Origin of the sequence: Bradyrhizobium sp. CCBAU 25360, from assembly GCF_028128695.1 — a bacterium.
In the GTDB taxonomy this organism is placed as follows: Bacteria; Pseudomonadota; Alphaproteobacteria; order Rhizobiales; family Xanthobacteraceae; genus Bradyrhizobium; species Bradyrhizobium ottawaense.
On the sequence record NZ_LBJA01000031.1, the window covers coordinates 85,674 to 106,165 of the forward strand.

General features: G+C 63.9%; 23 protein-coding genes. 10 read left to right on the forward strand and 13 right to left on the reverse strand.

Going from position 1 to position 20,492, the window contains the following annotated elements; translation table 11 throughout:
• Positions 1 to 75: 75 nt before the first annotated feature.
• Positions 76 to 1,263, reverse strand: a complete 1,188-nt coding sequence (locus tag XH81_RS08530; protein WP_028142851.1) for an acyltransferase family protein — start codon at positions 1,261 to 1,263, stop codon at positions 76 to 78.
• A 202-nt stretch (positions 1,264 to 1,465) separates the two neighbouring features.
• On the opposite strand from XH81_RS08530, the gene XH81_RS08535 reads away from it, so the two are divergent.
• The gene (locus tag XH81_RS08535; RefSeq protein ID WP_028142852.1) at positions 1,466 to 1,639 is read left to right on the forward strand and encodes a DUF1328 domain-containing protein; all 174 of its coding nucleotides are present in this window, start codon (positions 1,466 to 1,468) and stop codon (positions 1,637 to 1,639) included.
• 20 nt (positions 1,640 to 1,659) lie between these two features.
• Here the strand turns inward: XH81_RS08535 and XH81_RS08540 are convergent, their stop codons facing one another.
• Both XH81_RS08540 and XH81_RS08545 read right to left on the reverse strand, forming a co-directional pair.
• Positions 1,660 to 2,763, reverse strand: coding sequence for an alpha/beta fold hydrolase (locus XH81_RS08540; protein ID WP_028142853.1), 1,104 nt, complete (start codon positions 2,761 to 2,763; stop codon positions 1,660 to 1,662).
• A gap of 65 nt (positions 2,764 to 2,828) precedes the next feature.
• Positions 2,829 to 3,188 carry a DUF427 domain-containing protein gene (locus XH81_RS08545; protein WP_028142854.1) on the reverse strand — a complete coding sequence of 120 codons (360 nt, stop codon included), beginning with the start codon at positions 3,186 to 3,188 and terminating at the stop codon, positions 2,829 to 2,831.
• 176 nt (positions 3,189 to 3,364) lie between these two features.
• Here XH81_RS08545 and XH81_RS08550 point away from each other — a divergent pair, with 176 nt between their 5' ends.
• Entirely contained in the window at positions 3,365 to 3,601 is a 237-nt protein-coding gene (locus XH81_RS08550; protein ID WP_018316584.1) for a BolA family protein, read from the forward strand.
• 25 nt (positions 3,602 to 3,626) lie between these two features.
• Positions 3,627 to 4,820: a low temperature requirement protein A gene (locus tag XH81_RS08555; RefSeq protein ID WP_028142855.1), complete on the forward strand. Its 1,194-nt coding sequence runs from the start codon at positions 3,627 to 3,629 to the stop codon at positions 4,818 to 4,820.
• Positions 4,821 to 5,018: 198 nt separating this feature from the next.
• Here the strand turns inward: XH81_RS08555 and egtD are convergent, their stop codons facing one another.
• Positions 5,019 to 5,990, reverse strand: a complete 972-nt coding sequence (gene egtD, locus XH81_RS08560) for an L-histidine N(alpha)-methyltransferase (RefSeq protein WP_028142856.1) — start codon at positions 5,988 to 5,990, stop codon at positions 5,019 to 5,021.
• 50 nt (positions 5,991 to 6,040) lie between these two features.
• A complete protein-coding gene (gene egtB / locus XH81_RS08565) occupies positions 6,041 to 7,336 on the reverse strand; it encodes an ergothioneine biosynthesis protein EgtB (RefSeq protein ID WP_028142857.1) in 1,296 nt (431 codons plus the stop codon).
• Between the two features lie 239 nt (positions 7,337 to 7,575).
• Between egtB and grxD the strand changes: the two genes are divergently transcribed.
• Genes grxD through XH81_RS08585 form a run of 4 tightly spaced genes read left to right on the forward strand, consistent with a single transcriptional unit; the run spans position 7,576 to position 11,051 of the window.
• Positions 7,576 to 7,902 (forward strand): Grx4 family monothiol glutaredoxin, encoded by a 327-nt coding sequence (gene grxD, locus XH81_RS08570; protein ID WP_018316580.1) that lies wholly within the window; start codon positions 7,576 to 7,578, stop codon positions 7,900 to 7,902.
• A gap of 3 nt (positions 7,903 to 7,905) precedes the next feature.
• Complete coding sequence (locus XH81_RS08575) at positions 7,906 to 8,457, forward strand: O-acetyl-ADP-ribose deacetylase (RefSeq protein WP_028142858.1); 552 nt, start codon at positions 7,906 to 7,908, stop codon at positions 8,455 to 8,457.
• A 46-nt stretch (positions 8,458 to 8,503) separates the two neighbouring features.
• Positions 8,504 to 9,790 (forward strand): serine hydrolase domain-containing protein, encoded by a 1,287-nt coding sequence (locus tag XH81_RS08580; protein ID WP_028142859.1) that lies wholly within the window; start codon positions 8,504 to 8,506, stop codon positions 9,788 to 9,790.
• Between the two features lies 1 nt (position 9,791).
• Complete coding sequence (locus XH81_RS08585) at positions 9,792 to 11,051, forward strand: serine hydrolase domain-containing protein (RefSeq protein WP_028142860.1); 1,260 nt, start codon at positions 9,792 to 9,794, stop codon at positions 11,049 to 11,051.
• Here the strand turns inward: XH81_RS08585 and XH81_RS08590 are convergent, their stop codons facing one another.
• The 6 genes from XH81_RS08590 to murI form a co-directional block, all read right to left on the reverse strand.
• Positions 11,052 to 12,119 carry a threonine aldolase family protein gene (locus XH81_RS08590; protein ID WP_028142861.1) on the reverse strand — a complete coding sequence of 356 codons (1,068 nt, stop codon included), beginning with the start codon at positions 12,117 to 12,119 and terminating at the stop codon, positions 11,052 to 11,054.
• 88 nt (positions 12,120 to 12,207) lie between these two features.
• Positions 12,208 to 12,825, reverse strand: coding sequence for a 30S ribosomal protein S4 (gene rpsD, locus XH81_RS08595; protein ID WP_018316575.1), 618 nt, complete (start codon positions 12,823 to 12,825; stop codon positions 12,208 to 12,210).
• A gap of 199 nt (positions 12,826 to 13,024) precedes the next feature.
• Entirely contained in the window at positions 13,025 to 13,792 is a 768-nt protein-coding gene (locus XH81_RS08600) for an acyltransferase (protein WP_028142862.1), read from the reverse strand.
• 103 nt (positions 13,793 to 13,895) lie between these two features.
• Positions 13,896 to 14,279 carry a cupin domain-containing protein gene (locus XH81_RS08605; protein WP_028142863.1) on the reverse strand — a complete coding sequence of 128 codons (384 nt, stop codon included), beginning with the start codon at positions 14,277 to 14,279 and terminating at the stop codon, positions 13,896 to 13,898.
• A gap of 68 nt (positions 14,280 to 14,347) precedes the next feature.
• Positions 14,348 to 15,121, reverse strand: coding sequence for an HpcH/HpaI aldolase family protein (locus XH81_RS08610; RefSeq protein ID WP_028142864.1), 774 nt, complete (start codon positions 15,119 to 15,121; stop codon positions 14,348 to 14,350).
• A gap of 61 nt (positions 15,122 to 15,182) precedes the next feature.
• The gene (gene murI / locus XH81_RS08615; protein WP_028142865.1) at positions 15,183 to 15,974 is read right to left on the reverse strand and encodes a glutamate racemase; all 792 of its coding nucleotides are present in this window, start codon (positions 15,972 to 15,974) and stop codon (positions 15,183 to 15,185) included.
• Between the two features lie 243 nt (positions 15,975 to 16,217).
• Between murI and XH81_RS08620 the strand changes: the two genes are divergently transcribed.
• On the forward strand, positions 16,218 to 16,859 hold the full coding sequence (locus XH81_RS08620; protein WP_028142866.1) for a glutathione S-transferase family protein: 642 nt from the start codon (positions 16,218 to 16,220) through the stop codon (positions 16,857 to 16,859).
• A 10-nt stretch (positions 16,860 to 16,869) separates the two neighbouring features.
• On the opposite strand, the gene XH81_RS08625 is transcribed toward XH81_RS08620, so the two are convergent.
• The gene (locus XH81_RS08625) at positions 16,870 to 17,676 is read right to left on the reverse strand and encodes a Crp/Fnr family transcriptional regulator (RefSeq protein ID WP_028142867.1); all 807 of its coding nucleotides are present in this window, start codon (positions 17,674 to 17,676) and stop codon (positions 16,870 to 16,872) included.
• A gap of 252 nt (positions 17,677 to 17,928) precedes the next feature.
• Positions 17,929 to 19,023 carry a SecDF P1 head subdomain-containing protein gene (locus XH81_RS08630; protein ID WP_028142868.1) on the reverse strand — a complete coding sequence of 365 codons (1,095 nt, stop codon included), beginning with the start codon at positions 19,021 to 19,023 and terminating at the stop codon, positions 17,929 to 17,931.
• Between the two features lie 199 nt (positions 19,024 to 19,222).
• Between XH81_RS08630 and XH81_RS08635 the strand changes: the two genes are divergently transcribed.
• Together XH81_RS08635 and XH81_RS08640 are read left to right on the forward strand one after the other, a co-directional pair.
• Complete coding sequence (locus XH81_RS08635; protein WP_244439158.1) at positions 19,223 to 19,567, forward strand: hypothetical protein; 345 nt, start codon at positions 19,223 to 19,225, stop codon at positions 19,565 to 19,567.
• 85 nt (positions 19,568 to 19,652) lie between these two features.
• A complete protein-coding gene (locus tag XH81_RS08640; RefSeq protein WP_245448839.1) occupies positions 19,653 to 20,390 on the forward strand; it encodes a hypothetical protein in 738 nt (245 codons plus the stop codon).
• Positions 20,391 to 20,492 lie beyond the last annotated feature (102 nt).

The window sequence follows — 20,492 nt, forward strand, 5'->3', positions numbered from 1 at the left end:
ATCCAGACTACCTCCGCCGGGGGACTTTGGATCGCTTCGCTGCGCTCGCAGTGACGCGTGGAGGGACCTCGTGCCTCACAACACGTGGGACGCCCCCGGAATCTTCCGCAATGCCGCCGTCAGGCCCCAGCTCAGGATCACCGTGAGCACGAGGCCGATCGTGGCCTTCACGATCGCAGGCCACGCATAGTCGAACAGCGCGTACTGGATCCACAGCGCGATCGGGTAGTGCACCAGGAAGATGCCATAGGCATCCGCCTGCATGCGGTCGAGCAGGGTCGGCCCCGGCGCCTTCGAATGCAGGAAGAAGGCGAGGATCGCGAGCAGGATCGAGGCCGAGAACAGCACGAAGAACGTGCCGTAGAACACGTGGTACCAGTGCGGCAGGTGATCGGGATTCCCGAGGATCTCGCGCTTGATGTAGATCATGCACCACATCAGGCAGTAGGGGATCAGCGTGACGATCACCCATAGCCAGCGCTGCTTCGGCAACTGACCGTCGGCGCTGAGGATGCCGCGATCGAAATTCGCCGAACCGACGCTGGCGCCGATGAAGAAGTAGCTGAAGTAGAGCAGGATCCGGCTCGCCTGCACCGAGAACGGTCCGAACTCGAACCATTTGTTGGTACCGAAATAGAGCAGCGCAGGCAGATAGACGATGACGCTTACGGCGACGAGCATCAGCCAGAACACGGCCGGCTGCTGAAATCCGAGCAACGAGACGCGGTTGCCGGGATCGACCAGATGCGCCGAGACCCGGTAGAGCAGGCTCGCGGTCAGGTCGAAGGCGAGCAGCACCCATACGAACCAGATCGGGCCGCTCGGCCATGGGCCCGACGTCACCGTCTTCCACCAGAACGCTGCGAAGGTCAGCTCGGGCTCGGCCCGTAGCGCGATGGCGTAATAGGCGAGCGGGATGATGGTGAAGGCCGCGATCGCGAACGGCAGCCCGAGCCGCAGCAGGCGGTCACGCAAAAAGACCGACGGCGCCTTGCGCGCGATGCCCGGCCAGGTGAACAGGCCCGACAGGAAGAAGAACATCGCCATGAAGAAGCTGTCGGTGGCGAGCACGATCATGTCGAAACCGGCAAAGGAGGCCGGATCGGTGTGACCGAAATGCGTGTAGGGGATCACTGCATGATGCAGCAGCACCACGAGGGTCAGGAAGGTGCGGGCACGATCGAGCGACAAATTGCGCGCTTTGGTTTTCGGCGCGGCGTGTGCCTCCGCGCCGATCGTCGCTGAATCCGCCATCGTCATCATGGTCCCCCGCGCGCCTGCCCCGGGCCGGACTGTGCCGCCGCGAGCCCGATTCAGCAAGGCTCGTTTGCGCCGTAGTTGAGGCCCCACTTGAGCCCCAACCTGGGTCCTGACACCCGTAGGAACCAGTTCCGAACAGCGAAGTTAGCGTCCGCCGAAGGGAAGGGCTGACGGCCGCGAGGAGCGGCACAATTCGGAGCTGGCAATGACGATCCTGAAATGGGCGTTGATCTTCCTACTTGTCTCGATCGTGGCCGGCGTGCTCGGCTTCAGCGGCATTTCGGCCGTCTCCGCCGATATCGCCCGCTTCCTGTTTTATGTCTTCGTCGTGATCTTCCTGGTGTTGCTGATACTTGGGCTCACGATCTTCAGGGCGTAGCCGGGCGGCTGCACCAGTCCTCAGTGGGCTGCGAACGGCATGACGCGGGCCATCAGCTCGGCCAAGAATTCATCAGGACGATCGAACGGAATGAAATGGTCGCCGCCGCGAATCCGAGCAAACTCCTTGTGCGGGGCGGTGACCTCCTTGAAATATTGCTCGGCGGGTTCGCTCGGCGTGACGCCATCCGCATCGCCCTCGATGAAGAACATCGGGATCGAAAATTCGAACCCGAGCGAGGCCATATCGCTCTGAAACATCGGCCCGTTCCGTCCCGTCAGGTACTTTGCTGAGAAGGCGGCGCCCCTCCGCCAATTGTACAGATCAAGCAGCGAGACATCCGGCATGAAGAGCGGTGGGATGGGACCGGCGAGCTGGAAGCCGTCGGCGAGCGGCAGACCCAGCACATTGCTCCATTTGTCCGCAATCAGGCGATTTTCCGGGGTGAGGACCGGTTGTGAAGCGATCGGCGCCAATTCGGCCAGGGCCTCCCTGTTGGTGGCCGCTGCCGCAAGCCGTTGCAAACGCGCGATCGTGAGTTCGAAGGCCTTCTCGAAGGTCGCCTTGCCGACCACCTGGCCTGTGCCGACATAGGCCGAGAACAGATCCGGACGTTGCTTCGCCATTCGAATTCCCAGGAATGAGCCCCAGGAATGCCCGACCAGGACGATCTTGTCCTTGTGCAAATGCGTGCGCAGGTACTCGGCCAGTTCGATGCCGTCTTGCGTCATCCGCTCCAGTGTCATCGTGGGGGCGAGCGCGTCTCCAGCTGCGCCAAAGGTGCGGCCGGTGCCGCGCTGGTCCCATTGGACAACGGTGAAATGCTCTTCCCAGGGGCGCCAGCCCGACGAGATCGGCAGGGTGGATCCGCCGGGGCCGCCGTGGACGAACAGGAGAACCGGGTTATCCCGATCCTCACCGCGGATTTGAATCCATTGCTTGATGCCGCCGATCTCTATGAACTCGCCCTCCTGCACGCCGGCAGGAGAGCGGATCGCGAGAGTTTGGGCAGCAAGGTGCTGTCGATAGGCACGAAAACCCAGCCCGGCAGCAGCGAGCACAACAAGGATGCCGGACAATCCCAGCAACGAGACCCCAATCAGTCTTGCGGCCCGGCGCGGCATCTCGTGCCTTGTGTCGACTGGAAGGAGGCGATCCAGGATCGCCCCGGCGTCACAGCGCCGCGAGCCTACCCCACTTCCTCGATCTTCACCTTGTCCGGATAGAAGGCGAGATGGCCGGAAATCTCGCTCATCGCGGGAAAGGGCGTCTCGTAGGTCCAGATCGCATTATCGAGCACCTTGCCGTCGGCCTTTACGCTGTAATAGCTCGCATCCCCCTTGTAGGGGCAGTGGGTGACGCGGTCGGTACGCGCCAGCAAGGCCATGTTGGTGTCCTCCCGCGGCACATATTGCACCGCCGGATATTTGGCCTCCTTCAGCGTCAGCGCCTTGCCGGTCTCGGCGATCACGATGTCGCCGGCGGTCACACGGACGCGCCGGGGATTTTGGGTGATGGTGATGGGATGGTCGGGCCCTGGAAGCTTCATGATTTCACGCCTTTTCGATCAATCTGCCGCGCGCGGCACTTTGTCGTGCCTTTATCCTGATGGGATCATGGATATAGTGCCGGAAAGCGTGACGCAGAAGTCCGTTCACGCTAAGTTTGGCGCTGCCGGCGAGGGGACCCCGGCAGCGATTCGAGACCAGAAGGAGCGAGACCCGAATGCCCATGGACGCCCACGATATCGAGGCGATGATCAAGGCGGCGATCCCCGATGCCGAGGTGACCATCCGTGACCTCGCCGGCGACGGCGATCACTATGCCGCGACCGTGATCTCGGAATCCTTCCGCGGCAAATCCCGCGTCCAGCAGCACCAGATCGTCTATCAGTCCCTGCGCGGCCAGATGGGCGGCGTGCTGCACGCGCTGGCGCTGCAAACCGGCGTGCCGGGCGCCTGACCTGATCGCGCGACGGGAGACGACGATGGCTGCGGACAATTCTCGCGGCGCGATGTTTCGCGTCATCGTGCCGAACCAGCACAGCCGCGTCACCAATGTCGAGCTGTTCTTCGACCTCGTCTTCGTCTTCGCCGTCACGCAGGTGTCGCATACGCTGCTGCACCATTTCACGCCGCTCGGCGCGGTGCACGTCACGGTGCTGTTTCTCGCGGTGTGGTGGGTGTGGGTCTACACCGCCTGGGTCACCAATTGGCTCAATCCGGAGCTGACCCCGGTCCGCGTCATGCTCTTCCTGATGATGCTGGGCGGGCTGGTGCTGTCGACGACGATTCCGACCGCTTTCGAGGGGCGGGGCCTGTGGTTTGCGATCGCCTACGCGGCGATGCAGCTCGGGCGCACCGCCTTCTGGCTGTTCGCAACGCCGCGGCATCGGACCGCGGTCCGCCACAACGCGATCCGCATTCTGAGCTGGCTCTCGATCTCCGCGGTGCTGTGGATCGCGGGCGGCCTGTCCGAAGGCGAGACGCGGCTATGGCTGTGGATTGCGGCGGTCACGTGGGAATACGTCTCGCCGGCGGCGCGCTTCTGGGTTCCCAAACTCGGCTTCTCGTCGGTCGAAGCCTGGGCCGTCGAGGGCGGCCACATGGCCGAGCGTTGCTCTCTCTTCGTCATCATCGCGCTCGGCGAAGCCGTCGTCGTCAACGGGGCGACCTTTGCCGAACTGGAGTGGACCGCGGACAATATCATGGCCTTCGTCTCCGCATTGGTCGGCGCCATCGCAATGTGGTGGGTCTATTTCCACAAGGGCGCCGAGGCCGGCTCGGAGCGGATCTCGAAGTCCGCCGAATCCGGCCGCCTGGCGCGGCTCGCCTATACCTATCTGCACACGCCGATCATCGCCGGCATCATCCTGACCGCGGTCTCGGACGAGCTGGTGCTGAAGCACCCGACCGGCCATTCCGATATGAGGACGGTTCTGAGCACGATCGGCGGGCCGCTGGTGTTTCTGATCGGCACCATCCTGTTCAAGCACGCGATCCGCGGCTTCCTCCAGCTCTCGCACGGCATCGGCATCATGCTGCTGCTGGTGCTGTGGTGGTTCGCAGCCGACCTCCCGCCGCTCTGGCTGTCGATCGCGTCGACGGTGATCATGATCGTCGTCGCGGTGTGGGAATCGGTTTCGCTGGGGGCGGACAGAGAAGAGGCCAAGGAACATTGAACTGCGAGCGGCCTGAGCAAGCGCCTCGTCCTTCGAGACGACCGCTGCGCGGTCTCCTCAGGATGAGGCTATTTGGCGTCGGCGCTCGTTGAAACTGCCTGCCACGCACTCCGTCCTCATCCTGAGGAGCCCGCCTAAGCGGGCGTCTCGAAGGATGCGCTGCGGGGAAAGCGCTCTCGCGGATAACCGCCGGAGCGTTTACTCCGCCACCTCCAGCGCATGCACCGAGAACATCTTCGCCGCATCCGTCCAGCTCTCGCGCACCCGCCAGCCGGCGCCCTGTGCCAGCGCAGCAAAACGCTCGATGCTGTATTTGTAGCTGTTCTCGGTGTGGATGCTCTCGCCGGGGCGGAACGAGAAGCTGGTGCCGAGCAGGCGCACGGTCTGGCTCTTCCTGCTGATCAGATGCATCTCGATGCGGTGCCGCTCGCGATTGTAGATCGCGCGGTGGGTGAAGGCGGAGAGGTCGAAATTGCCGCCAAGCTCGCGGTTGATCCGCACCAGAACATTGAGGTTGAAGCGCGCGGTGATGCCGGCGGCATCGTTATAGGCATCGTGCAGCACCCGCTCATCCTTTTCGAGGTCGGCGCCGATGATCATCTGCGCGCCCCGGCCCAGGATCTGGCGTGCGCTCTTCAGGAAAGCCTGGGCTTCATGCGGCTCGAAATTGCCGATGGTCGAGCCGGGGAAGAAGCCGACCTTGGGCATCGACGCGACCGCCCTAGGCAACTCGAACGGCGTGGTGAAGTCGGCAGCCACCGGATAGATGCCGAGCGAGGGGAAATCGCGCTTCAGGCCGTTCGCCTGCGCCTTGAGGAAGTCACCGGAGATGTCGACGGGGACATAGGCCGCAAACCTGCAATGGTTGAGCAGCAGGCGGACCTTCGTCGTCGCGCCGGCGCCGAACTCGACCAGCGCGGCATGCTCGGGAATGATCTTTGCGATCTCGCTGCCACGATCCTTCAGGATCGAGAGCTCGGTCCGCGTCGGATAGTATTCCGGCAGGCGCGTGATTGCCTCGAACAGCTCCGATCCGGTCGCGTCGTAGAAATATTTCGGCGACAGTGTTTTGGGCTGCTGCGAGAGGTCCTTGATGGCCTCGCGGGCGAAGGCGGTGGTCTGCTCGTCGGGAAGATGGGCTTCGGCCAAAGCGCTGGCGTGCACATTCATGATACTCTCCTGAACGCGCTGTCCGGCGCGCATTTGTCGTCGGATGAGAACTAGTCGTAATCGGCGAGCCGCAGTCCCGTGAACTGCCAGCGGTGGTGCGGATAAAAGAAGTTGCGATAGGTGATACGGCTGTGGCCTTCCGGAGTTGCAAGCGAAGAGCCCCGCAGCACCAGTTGGTTGACCATGAACTTGCCGTTGTACTCGCCGAGCGCGCCTTCGACGGCGCGGTAGCCGGGGTAGGGTGCGTACGAGCTGCGGGTCCACTGCCAGACGATGCCGAAGGCATCGTTGAGCTGGCCGGCGCGGGCCGCGACCTCCCACTCCATCTCGGTCGGCAGATGCTTGCCGGCCCAGCGCGCGAAGGCGTCGGCCTCGTAGTAGCTGATATGACAGACCGACGCGGTGGGATCGACCGGCTTCACACCGGCCAGCGTCATCACGTGCCACTGGCCATCGATCTCGCGCCAGTGACCCGGGGCCTGCCAGTCTTCCTGGCTGGCCGCGGCAAAGCCGTCCATCAGCCACAGCGTTGCGGTCCGGTATCCGCCGTCCCGCATGAAGGCCAGCCACTCGGCATTGGTGACGAGATTGCGCGCGACCCGGACCGGGCCGACCAGGGCGCGATGCGCCGGCTTCTCATTGTCGAAATGAAAGCTGTCGTCGACATGGCCGACGGTGTGGATGCCCTCGTTCAGCGTCAGCCAGTCATCGCCGGCGCGCGTCGCGGCCGGAAAGCGCCAGTCCGGGTCGTAGGCCGGATAGACCGGGTTCTGCGCGAAGGCGTGCAGGATGTCGGTGAACATCAATTCCTGGTGTTGCTGCTCGTGGTTGAGCCCGACCTCGACCAGCGCTGCGATCGCGCGAAGCTTGTCTTCCCCGGCCTCGCGGAAGAATTTGACGACGGCCGCATCGACATAGTTGCGATAGACGCCGACCTCGTTTGCGCTGGGACGGGTGATATCACCGCGATGATTGCGGGCATGACGCGGGCCGGCGCTGACGTAATAGGAATTGAACAGGAATGCGAAATCGGGGTGGAAGGGCCGGTAGCCGGCCGCGTGCTCGCCGAGCAAAAATTGCTCCCAGAACCAGGTGGTATGGGCCCGGTGCCATTTCGTCGGGCTCGCATCGGGCATGGACTGGATCTGCTGGTCCTCCGGCGACAGCGGCGCAGCCCGGCGTTCGGTCTCGTTGCGGACGGCGAGAAAAGCATCTTCCAGCCGCTGGGCGAGGTTACCGGCGGAGGACAGTGACGAAAGCGAGGTGGCGGCCGTAGCGGAGGCTTGTTTCGTCACGTTTTTCTCCAGACAGGACAAGAGAACGTTGTTGGCGTTGCCCGGTTCCAAAACCTGGGTTCGTCCTAGATAGGGGCTCCGTTACGGTATGAAAGTCCTCCCCGGCGATGATATTGATGTCATCAGCCTATGGATCCGGTTGGGGGGCAAACCGGCCAGCGGGGCGTGTCGCCGCCATTTTACTTTGGATGCACAACGGTTTGGGCTACATATATAGGCAGGTATCGGGTTAGATCGGCGGAGCCAGCCCGAATTGATTGGTGAGGGCTCCGCCCCAGAAGGAAACGGAAATGAGCATCGAGGAATTCATCGCCAACGAAGTGAAGTCGAACGACGTGGTTCTGTTCATGAAGGGCACGCCGCAATTTCCGCAGTGCGGTTTCTCCGGCCAGGTCGTCCAGATCCTCGACCATATCGGCGTCGGCTATAAGGGCCTCAACGTTCTCGAATCCGCCGAACTGCGCAACGGCATCAAGACCTTCTCCAACTGGCCGACCATCCCGCAGCTCTATGTAAAGGGCGAGTTCGTCGGCGGCTGCGACATCGTCCGCGAGATGTTCCAGGCCGGTGAATTGCAGCAGCTTTTCACCGAAAAGGGCGTCGTCGTCGCGGCCTGATAGGTGACCCAGCTGACGCGCCGGATCGGCGGCGCCGAGCTCGAGGTCATTGTCGCTGACATCACCACACTGAGCGTTGACGCCATCGTCAACGCGGCCAACACGTCGCTCCTTGGTGGGGGCGGCGTGGATGGTGCGATCCATCGGGCCGCAGGGTCCGATCTGGTCGCCGAATGCCGCATGCTCCACGGCTGCAAGACGGGTGATGCCAAGATCACCAAAGGCTACCGGCTCAAGGCGGCCCATGTGATCCACACCGTCGGACCGGTCTGGAATGGCGGCACGCTCGGAGAGGACGATCTGCTCGCGTCCTGTTATCGCCGCTCGATGGAGCTGTGCGGGAAGCACAAGCTGACCTCGGTGGCATTCCCCGCGATTTCGACCGGCATTTTCCGCTTCCCCGCCGGCCGGGCGGCCGATATCGCCGTTCGTACCACAATCGAAGGCCTCGCCGTGGCGCCGTCCGTGGCCCGCGTGGTGTTCTGCTGCTTCGCCGAGCCGAGCGCCAAGCTCCATGCCGAGGCACTTGCGCGACACGCCGGCCCTTGTGCCTGATGACGCGGTCGGTACACTCCGCCGGACCATGTTCCGGGGAGGGGATATGATTTCACAGTCTGGACTGCGTGCGCTGGTCTGCGGCGCGCTGGTGTCGCTCGGTGCGATGTCGCTGGCGCGAGCGGAGGGCACCTACGAGATTCCGGCCGGTGCGCATTTCAATCAGGACAAGCTCGGCAAGGTCAGCGAATTCTTCAAGAACGAGGTTGCGACCGGCAAGATCGCCGGCGCGACCGTGCTGATCCGGCAGCATGGCAAGCCGGTCTATCACGAAGCCTTCGGCGTGCAGGACGTGGTCAGCAAGGCGCCGATCACGGACAAGACCATCTTCCGCCTGTTCTCGATGTCCAAGGCAATCACTTCGGTGGTCGCGATGCAATTGGTCGAGGACGGCAAGATCAAGTTGGATGATCCCGTCTCGAAGTACATTCCGTCCTTCGCCAACGTGAAGGTCGGCGTCGAGAAGAAGGCGGAGGACGGCACCAAGTCGCTCGAGCTGGTGCCGCCGAACCGGCCGATGACGGTGCACGATTTGATGACGCACACCTCCGGCATCACCTACGGCTTCTATGGCGACAGCCTGGTCCGCAAGGCCTATCGCGATGCCAACATCTACGCGGGCGATTTCGACCTCGCCGAGTTCGCCGAGCGTATTGCCAAGCTGCCACTGCACAACCAGCCGGGCGCGCTCTGGCAATACGGCCATTCCACCGACGTGCTGGCACGCGTGATGGAGATCGCGGCCGGCAAGCCGCTGATCGACATCATGCGGGAGAAGCTGCTCGATCCGCTCGGCATGGTCGACACCGGCTTCTTCGTCACCGCTCCCGAGAAGCAGAAGCTTCTGGCGCAGCCGGTGCCGAACGACAGCGACTTCCGCGTTGGCCGGATCAACGATCCGACCGTGGTCAAGAAGATGCAGTTCGCCAGCGGTGGCATGGTGACGACCATGGCCGATTATGAGCGCTTCGCGCAGATGCTGCTCAACGGCGGCAGCCTCGACGGCAAGACCATTCTCAAGCCCGAGACGTTCAAGCTGATGACGACCGATCAGCTCGGCCCCAAATCAGGCGTCGACCGCGACTATTTCTATTTCCCCGGCGACGGTTTCGGCTTCGGCCTCGGGCTCGCGGTGCGCACCGATCCCGGCAACGCCAAGCCGCCGCCGCCCGGCAATCTCGGCGAGTTGAAATGGGACGGCGCCTCCGGCTGCTATTTCGTGATCGATCCCAAGCAGGACATGTTTTTCGTGCTGCTGGAGCAGACCCCGACCGAGCGCCAGCGCGTGCAGCGGACATTGAAGCAGCTGGTCTATGAAGCCATGGAGAAGTGACATGTTCGGGCGCCGCGCGCTGATCGCGGCGCTCGCCTTTCTGTTCGGTGTCGTGAGTGCGCAGGCGAGCTCCGAGCGCGCCGCGCGCAACCTCTCGCCCGAGGGCCTGGCAAAGGTTTCCGACTACATCCGGAACGAGATCGCCACCGGCAAGATTCCCGGCGCCATTCTGCTGCTCCAGCAGCATGGGAAGCCGGTCTATTACGAGAATTTCGGCGTTCGCGATGTCGCGACCGAGAGTTCGATGAGCGCGGACACGATCTTCCGTCTCTATTCGATGTCGAAGCCGATCACATCAGTCATGGCGATGATGCTGGTCGAGGAGGGCAAGCTCGCGCTCGACGATCCGGTCTCGAAATACATTCCTGCTTTCGCCGGCATGAAGGTCGGCGTGGAGAAGAAGGCCGAGGATAGCAAGGTCGCTCTGGCGCTGGAGCCGCTGGAGCGTCCCGTCACGATCAAGGACCTCTTGCGCCACACCTCGGGGCTGCCTTACGGCTATCATGACGGCGGCGCAGTGCGCGAGCTCTATGCCGAAGCCAATCTCTTCAACAGTAATCTCAGCAATGCCGACTTCGCCGCGAAAATCGCCACGCTGCCGCTGGTCGAGCAGCCGGGCACGGTGTGGGACTACGGCTTCTCCACCGACGTGCTCGGCCGCGTCGTCGAGGTGATCTCAGGAAAGACGCTGCTCCAGTTCGAGAGGGAACGACTGCTCGATCCGCTCGGCATGACCGAGACGGCATTCTTCGTCGCCGATCCCGCTAAATTCCCGCGCATTGCCGAGCCGATGCCGGAGGATCGCAACATCAATCCGACGACGCAGGTTCGCGATATCAGGCGACCGGTGAAGTGGGAATCGGGCGGCGGGGGGATGGTCGGCACAGTCGGCGACTACGCCCGCTTCGCGCAGATGCTGCTGAATGGCGGCAGCTATGAAGGCCGGCGCTATCTCAAGCCCGAGACCATCGCGCTGATGGCGTCGGATCACATCGGGCCGGAAATGAAGATCGCGCGCGATCAGAACTATTATCCGGGCGGCAGCTCCGGCTTCGGCCTCGGCTTTGCGGTGCGCACTTCGGTGCCGCCGGGGACGTCATGGCCGCTTGGCGAATATCGCTGGGACGGCGTCGGCGGCACCTTCTTCTTCATCGATCCCGAAGACGATCTGTTCGGAATCTTCATGGTGCAGACCCCGTCGCAACGCGGCCGGATCCAGCTGGCGTTGAAGACGCTGATCTATCAGGCGATGGGGCGGTGATCACGCCCCGCGCACGATCTCTCTGACGTACCCGATCGTCTCCTCGATCTGGGCCGCATTGACGTCGAGATGGGTGCAGGCGCGGATGCGGCCGTCCATCATCGCAAGCGTCACGCCGCGCTGGCGCAGCGCTGCAACCATCTTGTCGCCGGCAATGCCGGCGCCGTCGGGCTTGAAAAACACGAGATTGGTCTCGGGCTCCTGCACCTCGACGCCGGGGATCTGCGACAGCCCGCGGGCGAGCGCGCGCGCATTGGCGTGGTCGTCGGCGAGGCGGTCGACGTGATGGTCGAGCGCGTAGATGCAGGCGGCGGCGCAGATGCCGGCCTGCCGCATCGATCCGCCGAGGCGCTGCTTCCATTGCCAGACCGCATCGATGAAGGCGCGCGAGCCCGCGAGCACCCCACCGATCGGCGCACCCAGACCTTTGGAGAAGTCGATCCAGGCCGAGTCCCAGCCGGCGGTCATGTCGCGCGGAGAGATGCCGCTGGCGACGGTGGCGTTGAGCAGGCGCGCGCCGTCCATGTGGGTGACGAGCCCGTGCTGCTTGGCGATCGCGACGATCTCGTCGAGCACGGCCTTCTTCCAGATCGTGCCGCCGCCGATATTGGCGGTCTGCTCGACGCTGACGACGGTCTGCGGCGGCTGGTAGCGCGTGCGGGGATGCAGGGCTTTCCGGAACGTCTCCGGCGTGAACTGGCCGTCGGGGCCCTTCAACTGGGTGACCTGGAAGCCGCCGATCGCGGCATGTGCGCCGCCTTCGCGGGCGATGATGTGCGCGGTCTCATGCGCCAAAATCTCGTCGCCGGGACGGCAATGCACCAGCGTCGCGGTCACGTTGCACATCGTGCCCGAGGGCATATAGACCGCGGCTTCCTTGCCCATCAGCGCGGCGACGCGCTCGCACAGCGCATTCACAGTCGGATCGTCACCGACCTGCTCGTCGCCGACCTCTGCCCGCGCCATGGCGTCGCGCATCGCGGCCGTCGGCTTCGTCTGCGTGTCCGAGAGCAGATTGATGCGCACCGGCGGCGCCTTGGGATCGATGGGGGGAGGGGTGTAGAGCATGCGACGCCTCCTGCAGGCATGACGGCCACTGAAGTGTGGCTCTTAAGCAAAAAGGCCCCGGCGAACCGGGGCCTTCGATATTCAGATCTTAGCGCGAATAGAATTCGACGACCAGATGCGGCTCCATCTGCACCGGGAACGGCACGTCGGAGAGGCCGGGGATGCGCACGTACTTCGCGGTCATCTTGCCGTGGTCGACTTCGAGATAGTCGGGAGTGTCGCGCTCGGGGAGCTGGCTGGCTTCGAGCACATGGGCGAGCTGCTTGGAGGCTTCCTTGACCTCGATCACGTCGCCGACCTTGAGCTGATAGCTCGAGATGTTGACCTTGCGGCCGTTCACCTTGATGTGGCCGTGGTTGATGAACTGACGCGCGGCGAAGATCGTCGAGACGAACTTGGCACGGTACACGACCGCGTCGAGACGACGCTCCAGCAGGCCGATCAGGTTCTCGCCGGTGTCACCCTTGAGGCGGCTCGCCTCGACATAGATGCCGTGGAACTGACGCTCGGAGATGTTGGCGTAGTAGCCCTTCAGCTTCTGCTTGGCGCGCAGCTGCACGCCGAAGTCCGAGAGCTTGCCCTTGCGGCGCTGGCCATGCTGGCCGGGGCCGTATTCGCGGCGATTCACGGGGCTCTTCGGGCGGCCCCAGATGTTCTGGCCCATACGGCGATCGAGTTTGTACTTCGCCTCACTGCGCTTAGTCATCGCGTCCTCTTCAGGTACATGGTTTGAGGAAACGCGCCCTCCTGTGTGACGGGTTAGCCCGGCACTGACAGGTCCGATCCCCAAAGCTTCAAGGGAGAGGACCACGGGTCGCGAAACGCTTCGCGGGCCGAAATCGGCCCGCGAGCAGGCGGCTTTTAGGGGAGTTTGGGCCGTTCTGTCAATGCGAATGGGCCCGGAATCATGTCCCGACCACTCTTATCGGCTTCGCGCCGGCCGCCCGCAATTCGGCAGCGATTTCAGTGTTCAGGACTTGTTCCAGCCGGGTCAGGACCCGGGCGATCGGGGCCGCATCGGTAACCCGGTGGTCCCAGCGGATCACGACATGAATGGTCTGGTCGGGCTCAACCAGGCCGTAGCTGACGATGAAGGGGCCCGGTGTGATCGGGTGGAGCTCGCCGCCGCCATAGGCGGCCACCGAGCTCACCGCAAAGCTGCCGAACCAGTTGCCGCGCTGGCGGCCGAAATTGAGGCCGATCGCCCAGGACAGGCGCCGCAGCGGTAGCGGCAGCCGGGTTGCCCGCATGATCTTCCGGAACATCGGGACGTCGTCGATCGGCGCCGTCTTGCCGCGCCGGATCTCGGCATCGACCGCCGCCAGCGCCATGGCCTCGGGGGCCGCGATTCGCTGCGGCATCACGCATTCCTCGCCATCCTCGACCCGGGCGATCGCCACCGACGCCACGCTGTTCGGCAATTCGTAGAACGTCGGCCACGGCCATTTGGCGTAGACAGTGCGCAGGATCGGCTCGTCCCTGGCGACCAGGGCGAACGCCTTGACGAAGGTCGCAGCCCAGCCCGCTGGCGCGGCAGCTGCGGCGCGTGCCTCAAGCAAGGGGCGGATATTGAGTGAACGGGAAAGCGAAACGAACGGCACGTCCATCGACGCGCGCATGAGGTCGCAAATCAAGCGGCGCGGCAGCGAAATGGGCTTTGGCGTCCCCCGCATCGGTCTTCGGTTCCCATAGATGAAAAAATGTGCAGCGAGCGGGCTCCCGCTCGCCGTTCCTTTAGCACGAACCAACCCGCCAGGGGTTGAACGGTTCGACCAGTCAGGGAGCCGGCGAAGCCAGCGGCTTGGTCTTGTCGACGACGTAAACTCCCAGCACTTTCATGGCCTTATCGCCATGAGCCTTGGCGTCGTGCACGACGCCTGCCGGGATCTGGTAGGAATCACCGGCTTTCAGGGTTTTCTCCGGCTGACCGTCGATCAGGAGGTTCAACTCGCCTTCGAGCACGTAGCCGGTCTCGATTCCCGGATGGGTATGGCGTCCGGCCGAGCCTCCCGCCGGGACTTCCGCGATGGCGGTGATGGTATTGTAGCCGTCCGGAAATTCGACCTTCTGGAGCGGGGTGCGCTTGATGCCGGGCTGCTGGGCGAAGGCCGCGAAGGCAAGGCCGGTAAAGGTCAGAGCGAGCAAAGTCTTCTTAAGCATGGTTTTTCCTCCCGATGCGGCCGACCCTAGCAGGGCCGCAGTTCCCGGCAAGGTGGCAATCAGCCTGCTCAGCGCCTGATGCCCTCGAACGCCGCCAGGATGCCGCGCTGGAGCAGCGACCAGTCGAAGCCGAGCGCGATGGCGCGGTAGCCGCGGTCGACCAGGGCGTTGGCCTGGTCCGCGGTGCGGGCCACGCCGCCGATCGGCACGCCGCTTCTGAGGATGCCGGCCTCGGCGCGCGCGACCAGCTCCAGCAGTTCCGGATCGTCCATCTGTCCGCGCTTGTTGATGGAGGTGGCGAGATCGCCAGGGCCGATCACCGCGACGTCGATGCCCGGCGTTGCCATGATCTCGTCGATGCGGTTGACGGCATCGACATGCTCGATGGTGATCATGCAGATCATCTCGTCGTCGGCGCTTGCCATGTAGTCCGGCATCGACTGGCCCCAGCGGAACGGGGCGTGGAACGGGCCCCAGAGCCGGTCGCCGCGCGGCGGGTAGCGCACGCTGCGGACCGCCTTCTCGGCATCACTGCGGTTCGTGATCATCGGAAAGTTGATGCCGAAGGCGCCGATGTCCATCGGGGCTTTCGCAAGCCACGGCTCATTCGCCGCGATCCGAACCAGGGGCGTGCACGGCGTGCCGGTCGTTGCCGCGATCATTGCGTGCGCTTCGGTCAGCCCGATGGGACCATGCTCGAGATCGACGATGATCCAGTCGAGCGAGCGCGCCATGATCTGCACCATCTGCACGCTCGGGATGGTCGCTATCGCGCCGAAAGCGGGGCGGCCATCGCGCCACAATTGGCGGAGGCGGTTGAGCGGCGGGGTCTGGACCGACATGGAAAGGCCTGCGGTGAGGTGACGACGGCAAAACCTAGCAGCGCGGCGCCGATGCGCAAAGTCAGGCCAGCGCGCGGCCGCCGAAGAACGGCGTCAGCGTGGCCGAAAGGCCGTGCACGCGGTTCGAGGTGAAGATCATCTCGGCGCCGGCCTGTGCGATGCCGCCGATGCGCGGGCCGAGCAGATCCGAGACGCGGCGGGCGATCGCCGGCGCGGGATCGATCCAGTCGACCGGCCAGGGCGCCAGCCGCTTCAGCCGGTCGAGCAGCAGCGGATAATGTGTGCAGGCGAGCACGACGGTGTCGGTGCGCGAGGTCGCGTCTTCGCCGACGAAGCAGGGAGCGAGTTCGGCCAGGATGTCGCCGTCGCTGACGGAAGTGCCGCTGAGCTCAGCTTCAGCCAGCGAGGCAAGCTCGGGCGAGCCGACCAGCGTCACCTCGCAGCCCTGCGCGAAATCGCGGATCAGGGCCTTGGTGTATTCGCGCTTCACCGTGCCCTTGGTGCCGAGCACCGAGACGCGACGGGTCCTCGATTGCGCGCAGGCCGGCTTGATCGCCGGCACCGTGCCGACGAAGGGCACCGAATAAGCGGCGCGCAAGTGGGACAGGACCAGGGTGGACGCCGTGTTGCAGGCGATGACGACGATATCAGGGTCATGCGTGCCGATCAGTTCACCCATCAGCGGCACGACGCGGGCGATGATCTCGTCCTCGCTGTGGTGGCCGTAGGGGAAGAAGGCGTCGTCGGCGACGTAGGCAAAATGGGCGTCCGGACGCGCGGCCACGACCTCGCGGAGCACCGTAAGCCCGCCAAGGCCGGAATCGAACACCAGGATCGTCGGAGAATTGGTCACGTCATTACCCTAGCCCGCCATGGTTACCATTCGGTTTTTAGGGCGATTTTGCGGCGGTGCCGTTTGGGGGAGGCTGGACGCGCTGCGGACAGGAAAAACCCGGCTGGATGGGCCCGGCTCTGCAGCGCGCCGTCGCCGAGGGCGCTGCGCTGCGTCCTGGGCACAAGACCGAGATCCCACCCCTGGCAATGGCTGCTATATGCGTCGTCACGACGTGCCCAACTTACCGCTGCAGGAGGCCTCATGCTCACCGTCCATCACCTCGGCAAGTCTCAGTCCGAGCGCATCGTCTGGCTGTGCGAGGAATTGGGGCTTCACTACGAGCTGAAGCGCTATGCCCGCGATCCCGTCACCATGCTGGCGCCGCCGGAGTACAAGGCGCTGCACCCGAGAGGGGCCGCGCCGGTCGTGACCGACGGCGATCTCGTGCTCGCGGAGTCCGGCGCCATCGTCGACTACATCGTCGCAAAGTACGGCAACGGCCGTCTGGTGCTCGGCCCCAATGATCCCGCCTTCCCGCAGTTCCTGTACTGGCTTCACTTCGCCAATGGCACCTTGCAACCCGGCATGGGGCGGATGATGATTCTGAACCGGCTCGAACTTGCACAGGACAACCCGACCCTCCTTGCCATGAAGGGACGGCTCGATCGCTCCTACGATCTCCTCGACGCGCGCCTTCGCGACGCCGAATATCTGGCGGGCAACGCCTTCACCGCCGCCGACATCATGATGGGCTTTTCGCTGACGACGATGCGCTACTTCCAGCCCTACGATGTCCAACGCTGCCCGAACGTGGTCAAATATCTCGGCCGCGTCAGTGCACGCCCGGCCTACCGGCGCGCGATGGAGAAGGGCGATCCCGGCATGGCGCTGTTGCTAGGCTGAGCAGCGGCGATCACGCGATCCTGTTCGTCGTGGCCGCCCGCTCCGTAGCGAGCTGCTTCTGCAAACGATCGATGTTCTGCAGCAGGCGCTGGCTGGTCAGCACCAGGAAGTAATAGCCGAACTGCGGGTCCTGGAAGTAGATCTCGAGCAGCCGGTCGTAGGTGATCGTCAGCACCTGGCCGTCCTCGATGCATTCGATCGTTCCGGTGCGCCGGTTGTCGGGCGTCAGGAAGCCGAGCTCGCCCATGAGAGCTCCGGGCCCGATCTCGACATTGATCTCCTTGACCAGGAACTTGCCGGTGACCGTGAGGAGCATCTCCTTGGCGGGATCGCCCAGTTTGAACAGCGTATCGCCGCTTCGATATTTGCGCTCGGTCATGAATGGCTTGAGCCATTCGATCGACATGTCGCCTTCGGCGGCATGGCGCGCCTTCTTGACCAGCTTGAGCATCTGCCGCAGCCGAAGGGCGTTGATCGGAAGCATCAGCAGATAGAGCAGGAACGTCGCGACGTTGGCGGAGAGCGCGCCGAAGACGGCGAAGAATACGCAGCCGATCATGTTGGCGACGCGCAGCGGCACCATCGTTCGCATCAAGAGGGTGGCGACGAAGAAGCCGGCCCCGACCACGGCGAACAGATTGGCGAACGTGATGCTGTGGACGAAGATCTCCAGCAGCCGGTTAAAGATCGCGTCGTAGGTGACGTCGTTGGGATCGAGGCCCATCTGCACCAGGATTTTCGCGATTCTGAGATTATCCGTCGCCGCCTCAAGAATGCGGTCGAGGATCGAGGAAATGTCTGCGCTGCCGGACGGCATGGTACTAACCCCGCGTAAGGCTTTCAGTCCTGGTCGGTATGCTCGACACGTATAGCCGAAATCGAATGACGGCCGCCTGAAATGAAGCCTTTGGCCGTCACGCCGCAAGAGGCAAATTTTAGCCTGATCGGGCGTTTCGGCAATTGCCCGTTGGTTGTGCGTCCGGCCGCAACGCGGCCGTGATTCGGGGCGGGCTTCGGCGTCGCGGAACGGCCGGATGCCCCGGGTGGGGCGCGTCTGACGATCTTCGCCTTATGGCTTGGCGGCGGGTTGGATGACCTGCTGCTCGACGAGGCCAAGACGTCCGGGCAGCGAGCCGGCGCGCAGCAGCATGGCGACGCTGTTCGCCTCTTCCAGAGTGAAGTTGCCGGAAATCTGGCCTGAGCCGCCGGTGATGGGCTCGCGGATCACGGGGGCGGAGATCACCTTGTCGTCGAGCGCGATGGCGAAGGGCATTCCAACATTCTCTGCGGTGATGTGAGCGAAGCGCCGCGTACCGCGGCCGTTGAAGCGGAACGAGGCGATCGGCTCCTTCGTGTCGCTCGTGAATCCCGGTCCCGCGTAGCTGATGTCGTCACCGTCGAGCGCGCTGGCCTTGACGAGATAGGGACGCTTGTCCTTGAAGCCGAACATGACTTCCGTGCCCGCCGGAGGCGTGCCGGATTGCGCCTGCTCCGCCGACATTGTGACATCGATCAGGCGGAAGCTGACCTTGACCTTCCTGGCGAAGATCGCGGTGATGCGCTCGGGCTCCATCGTACCTGGCAGGAAGATGCGGATGCGGTCGGTTCCCTCAGGCTGGACGCTGGCAAGTGTGACGCCGGCGTCCTTGAGGCGCTGCTCGATCATGGCGATGGAATCCTCGACGAGATCGCGCAGCCGTGCGGCGGATGCGGCATCGGTCGGCGCAAGCCTGGTCAGCCCGTCTCCGGCGTCGGTCACGGCGAGCGCGTGCGTGGGCAATCCCTCTGCCGCCGAGGCGAGCTTGCGCGTGAGCAGTTCGCGGCCCTTGGCGTCCGCGATCTTGACATCGACGCCGCCGTCACGAATCGCAAGGCCGGAGAAGGCGATCCGACCCTCGCGCAGGGTCTTGTAGACGTCGTCGCGCAGATCCGTGGTGACCGCCTCCCGCAAGGCATCACTGTCCACCTTGTAGATGATGCGCGATCCGCCCAGCTTCTCCATCTTGTCGGTGATGAATGCCGCGATCTTGGCGCGCATCTTGTCGAACTGGCCGTCCGCGGCGAGCGCCGCGCGGGGCAGCGCGATCGTCGATGCGATGATCCCCGATGTTACGGCAAGCGCGAGGAGCAGCGGAGTGATGCGATCTCGCAGGGGCGTGGTCATGGCGTCCTCGCGTCTCGCGGCGCGCCGTCCGGCGAAGCCGCTACTGCCTGTTGGTCCGCCTACGGCGCGAGGAAGTTCACCTTTCGAGTAAGGTTAAATAAAAACGAAACATACCAATTGGTTGCGCTCGTAACCGGGATACAAATTTGCGTAACCGGGATACGTATGGTAGCTTGATGTTTCGCAAAGCGAGTGGCCGATGATCCCTGCGAATAAACGCGTCAGAAAATATCGCAGCCAGGGTGGTGCGGCCGACCTCGTGCGCGTCGAAGTCCTGATTCCGCCGGCGGCACGCGATGAAGTCCTGGCGCTCGCCTCGCGCATGCGGGCGGAGCATCGGCTGACCAAAGAACTGCAGTCGCTGCTCGACAATGCGCTCCGTCTCTACGGACCGCGCATTCTCGACAATGTCGATCTCGATCGGCTTCCCGATCTGCGGTCCCGCGCCGCCGTCGCCGCGCGTGCCATGATCGAGCGCGGCGATGCGCGCGCTTTTGCGATGGGCAGGAAGATACTCGACCGCGTCAACGCCAGGGAGAACTGAGATGGCTCTCAGCAAACTGCAGAGCGACATTTTGCGGCTTCTCGCCAAGAATCGCTCGGACAGCAGCTATCTTGCCGGCGGCCTGATGCTCAACAAGGACTGGGACCGACGATCCGACGACATCGACATCTTCCACGATACGGATGAAGAGGTGACCGAGAGCGCAAGGGCCGATCTTGCCGTCCTCGATACTGCCGGCTTCAAGACGCATCGCGACTTCATCATCTATGGCTGCGTGGATGCGACCATCTCGCGCGCTTCCGAAACGACCGTCATCCAGTGGTTCGCGGAGACGCGACTTCGCTTCTTTCCTCTCGTAAAGGACAAGCACTGGGGGGCGCGGCTCCATCAGGCAGATCTTGCCGTCAACAAGGTGCTCGCTGCCGCAGGTCGCTCCAAGGCGCGCGACATCGCCGATCTCGTCGCCATCGGCCACGACTATTGCCCGCTCGGGCCGCTCGTGCTTGCCGCGGCTGGCAAGCCGCCCAATTTCTCTCCGCGTCGAACCACCGACGAAATTCGCCGGCACGCGTTGTCGATCCCGGCCGAGGAGTTCGCCGCTGTGAAAGGCCTGCCATCCGAATGGTCAGCGGCTTTCATTCGCGACGAGGTCCTTCGTCTGATCGAAGCTGCGGACCGCTACGTGATGACCGCACCGCCCGAGATGACGGGAATACTCGCCGTGGACAAAGAGGGCGTGCCGACCGAAATGTCGGACCTAAATCGTGCGGACGCAATTCTGCGTAAGGCAACCGCCGAGCCCGAAGTGATGCCTGCGCCAGCCGATTTCAACGCGGTGGGCTGGTCGCCGGATCGTCCATAGATCCACGCCGGCGTCTCGCCGTGTGAGCCTGTTGCAGCCGGCCATGGACGAACGCCAAATCATCCATCATTCTGTCCGCGCCGGGCCGGCCATCGGTCGGGG

Coding starts and splice junctions, on each gene's coding strand:
- XH81_RS08530 (WP_028142851.1), bottom strand. CDS start 1,263: ATGATGACGATGGCGGATTCAGCGACGATCGGCGCGGAGGCACACGCC.
- XH81_RS08535 (WP_028142852.1), top strand. CDS start 1,466: ATGACGATCCTGAAATGGGCGTTGATCTTCCTACTTGTCTCGATCGTG.
- XH81_RS08540 (WP_028142853.1), bottom strand. CDS start 2,763: ATGCCGCGCCGGGCCGCAAGACTGATTGGGGTCTCGTTGCTGGGATTG.
- XH81_RS08545 (WP_028142854.1), bottom strand. CDS start 3,188: ATGAAGCTTCCAGGGCCCGACCATCCCATCACCATCACCCAAAATCCC.
- XH81_RS08550 (WP_018316584.1), top strand. CDS start 3,365: ATGCCCATGGACGCCCACGATATCGAGGCGATGATCAAGGCGGCGATC.
- XH81_RS08555 (WP_028142855.1), top strand. CDS start 3,627: ATGGCTGCGGACAATTCTCGCGGCGCGATGTTTCGCGTCATCGTGCCG.
- egtD (WP_028142856.1), bottom strand. CDS start 5,990: ATGAATGTGCACGCCAGCGCTTTGGCCGAAGCCCATCTTCCCGACGAG.
- grxD (WP_018316580.1), top strand. CDS start 7,576: ATGAGCATCGAGGAATTCATCGCCAACGAAGTGAAGTCGAACGACGTG.
- XH81_RS08580 (WP_028142859.1), top strand. CDS start 8,504: ATGATTTCACAGTCTGGACTGCGTGCGCTGGTCTGCGGCGCGCTGGTG.
- XH81_RS08585 (WP_028142860.1), top strand. CDS start 9,792: ATGTTCGGGCGCCGCGCGCTGATCGCGGCGCTCGCCTTTCTGTTCGGT.
- XH81_RS08590 (WP_028142861.1), bottom strand. CDS start 12,119: ATGCTCTACACCCCTCCCCCCATCGATCCCAAGGCGCCGCCGGTGCGC.
- rpsD (WP_018316575.1), bottom strand. CDS start 12,825: ATGACTAAGCGCAGTGAGGCGAAGTACAAACTCGATCGCCGTATGGGC.
- XH81_RS08600 (WP_028142862.1), bottom strand. CDS start 13,792: ATGCGGGGGACGCCAAAGCCCATTTCGCTGCCGCGCCGCTTGATTTGC.
- XH81_RS08605 (WP_028142863.1), bottom strand. CDS start 14,279: ATGCTTAAGAAGACTTTGCTCGCTCTGACCTTTACCGGCCTTGCCTTC.
- XH81_RS08610 (WP_028142864.1), bottom strand. CDS start 15,121: ATGTCGGTCCAGACCCCGCCGCTCAACCGCCTCCGCCAATTGTGGCGC.
- XH81_RS08620 (WP_028142866.1), top strand. CDS start 16,218: ATGCTCACCGTCCATCACCTCGGCAAGTCTCAGTCCGAGCGCATCGTC.
- XH81_RS08625 (WP_028142867.1), bottom strand. CDS start 17,676: ATGCCGTCCGGCAGCGCAGACATTTCCTCGATCCTCGACCGCATTCTT.
- XH81_RS08630 (WP_028142868.1), bottom strand. CDS start 19,023: ATGACCACGCCCCTGCGAGATCGCATCACTCCGCTGCTCCTCGCGCTT.
- XH81_RS08635 (WP_244439158.1), top strand. CDS start 19,223: ATGATCCCTGCGAATAAACGCGTCAGAAAATATCGCAGCCAGGGTGGT.
- XH81_RS08640 (WP_245448839.1), top strand. CDS start 19,653: ATGCTCAACAAGGACTGGGACCGACGATCCGACGACATCGACATCTTC.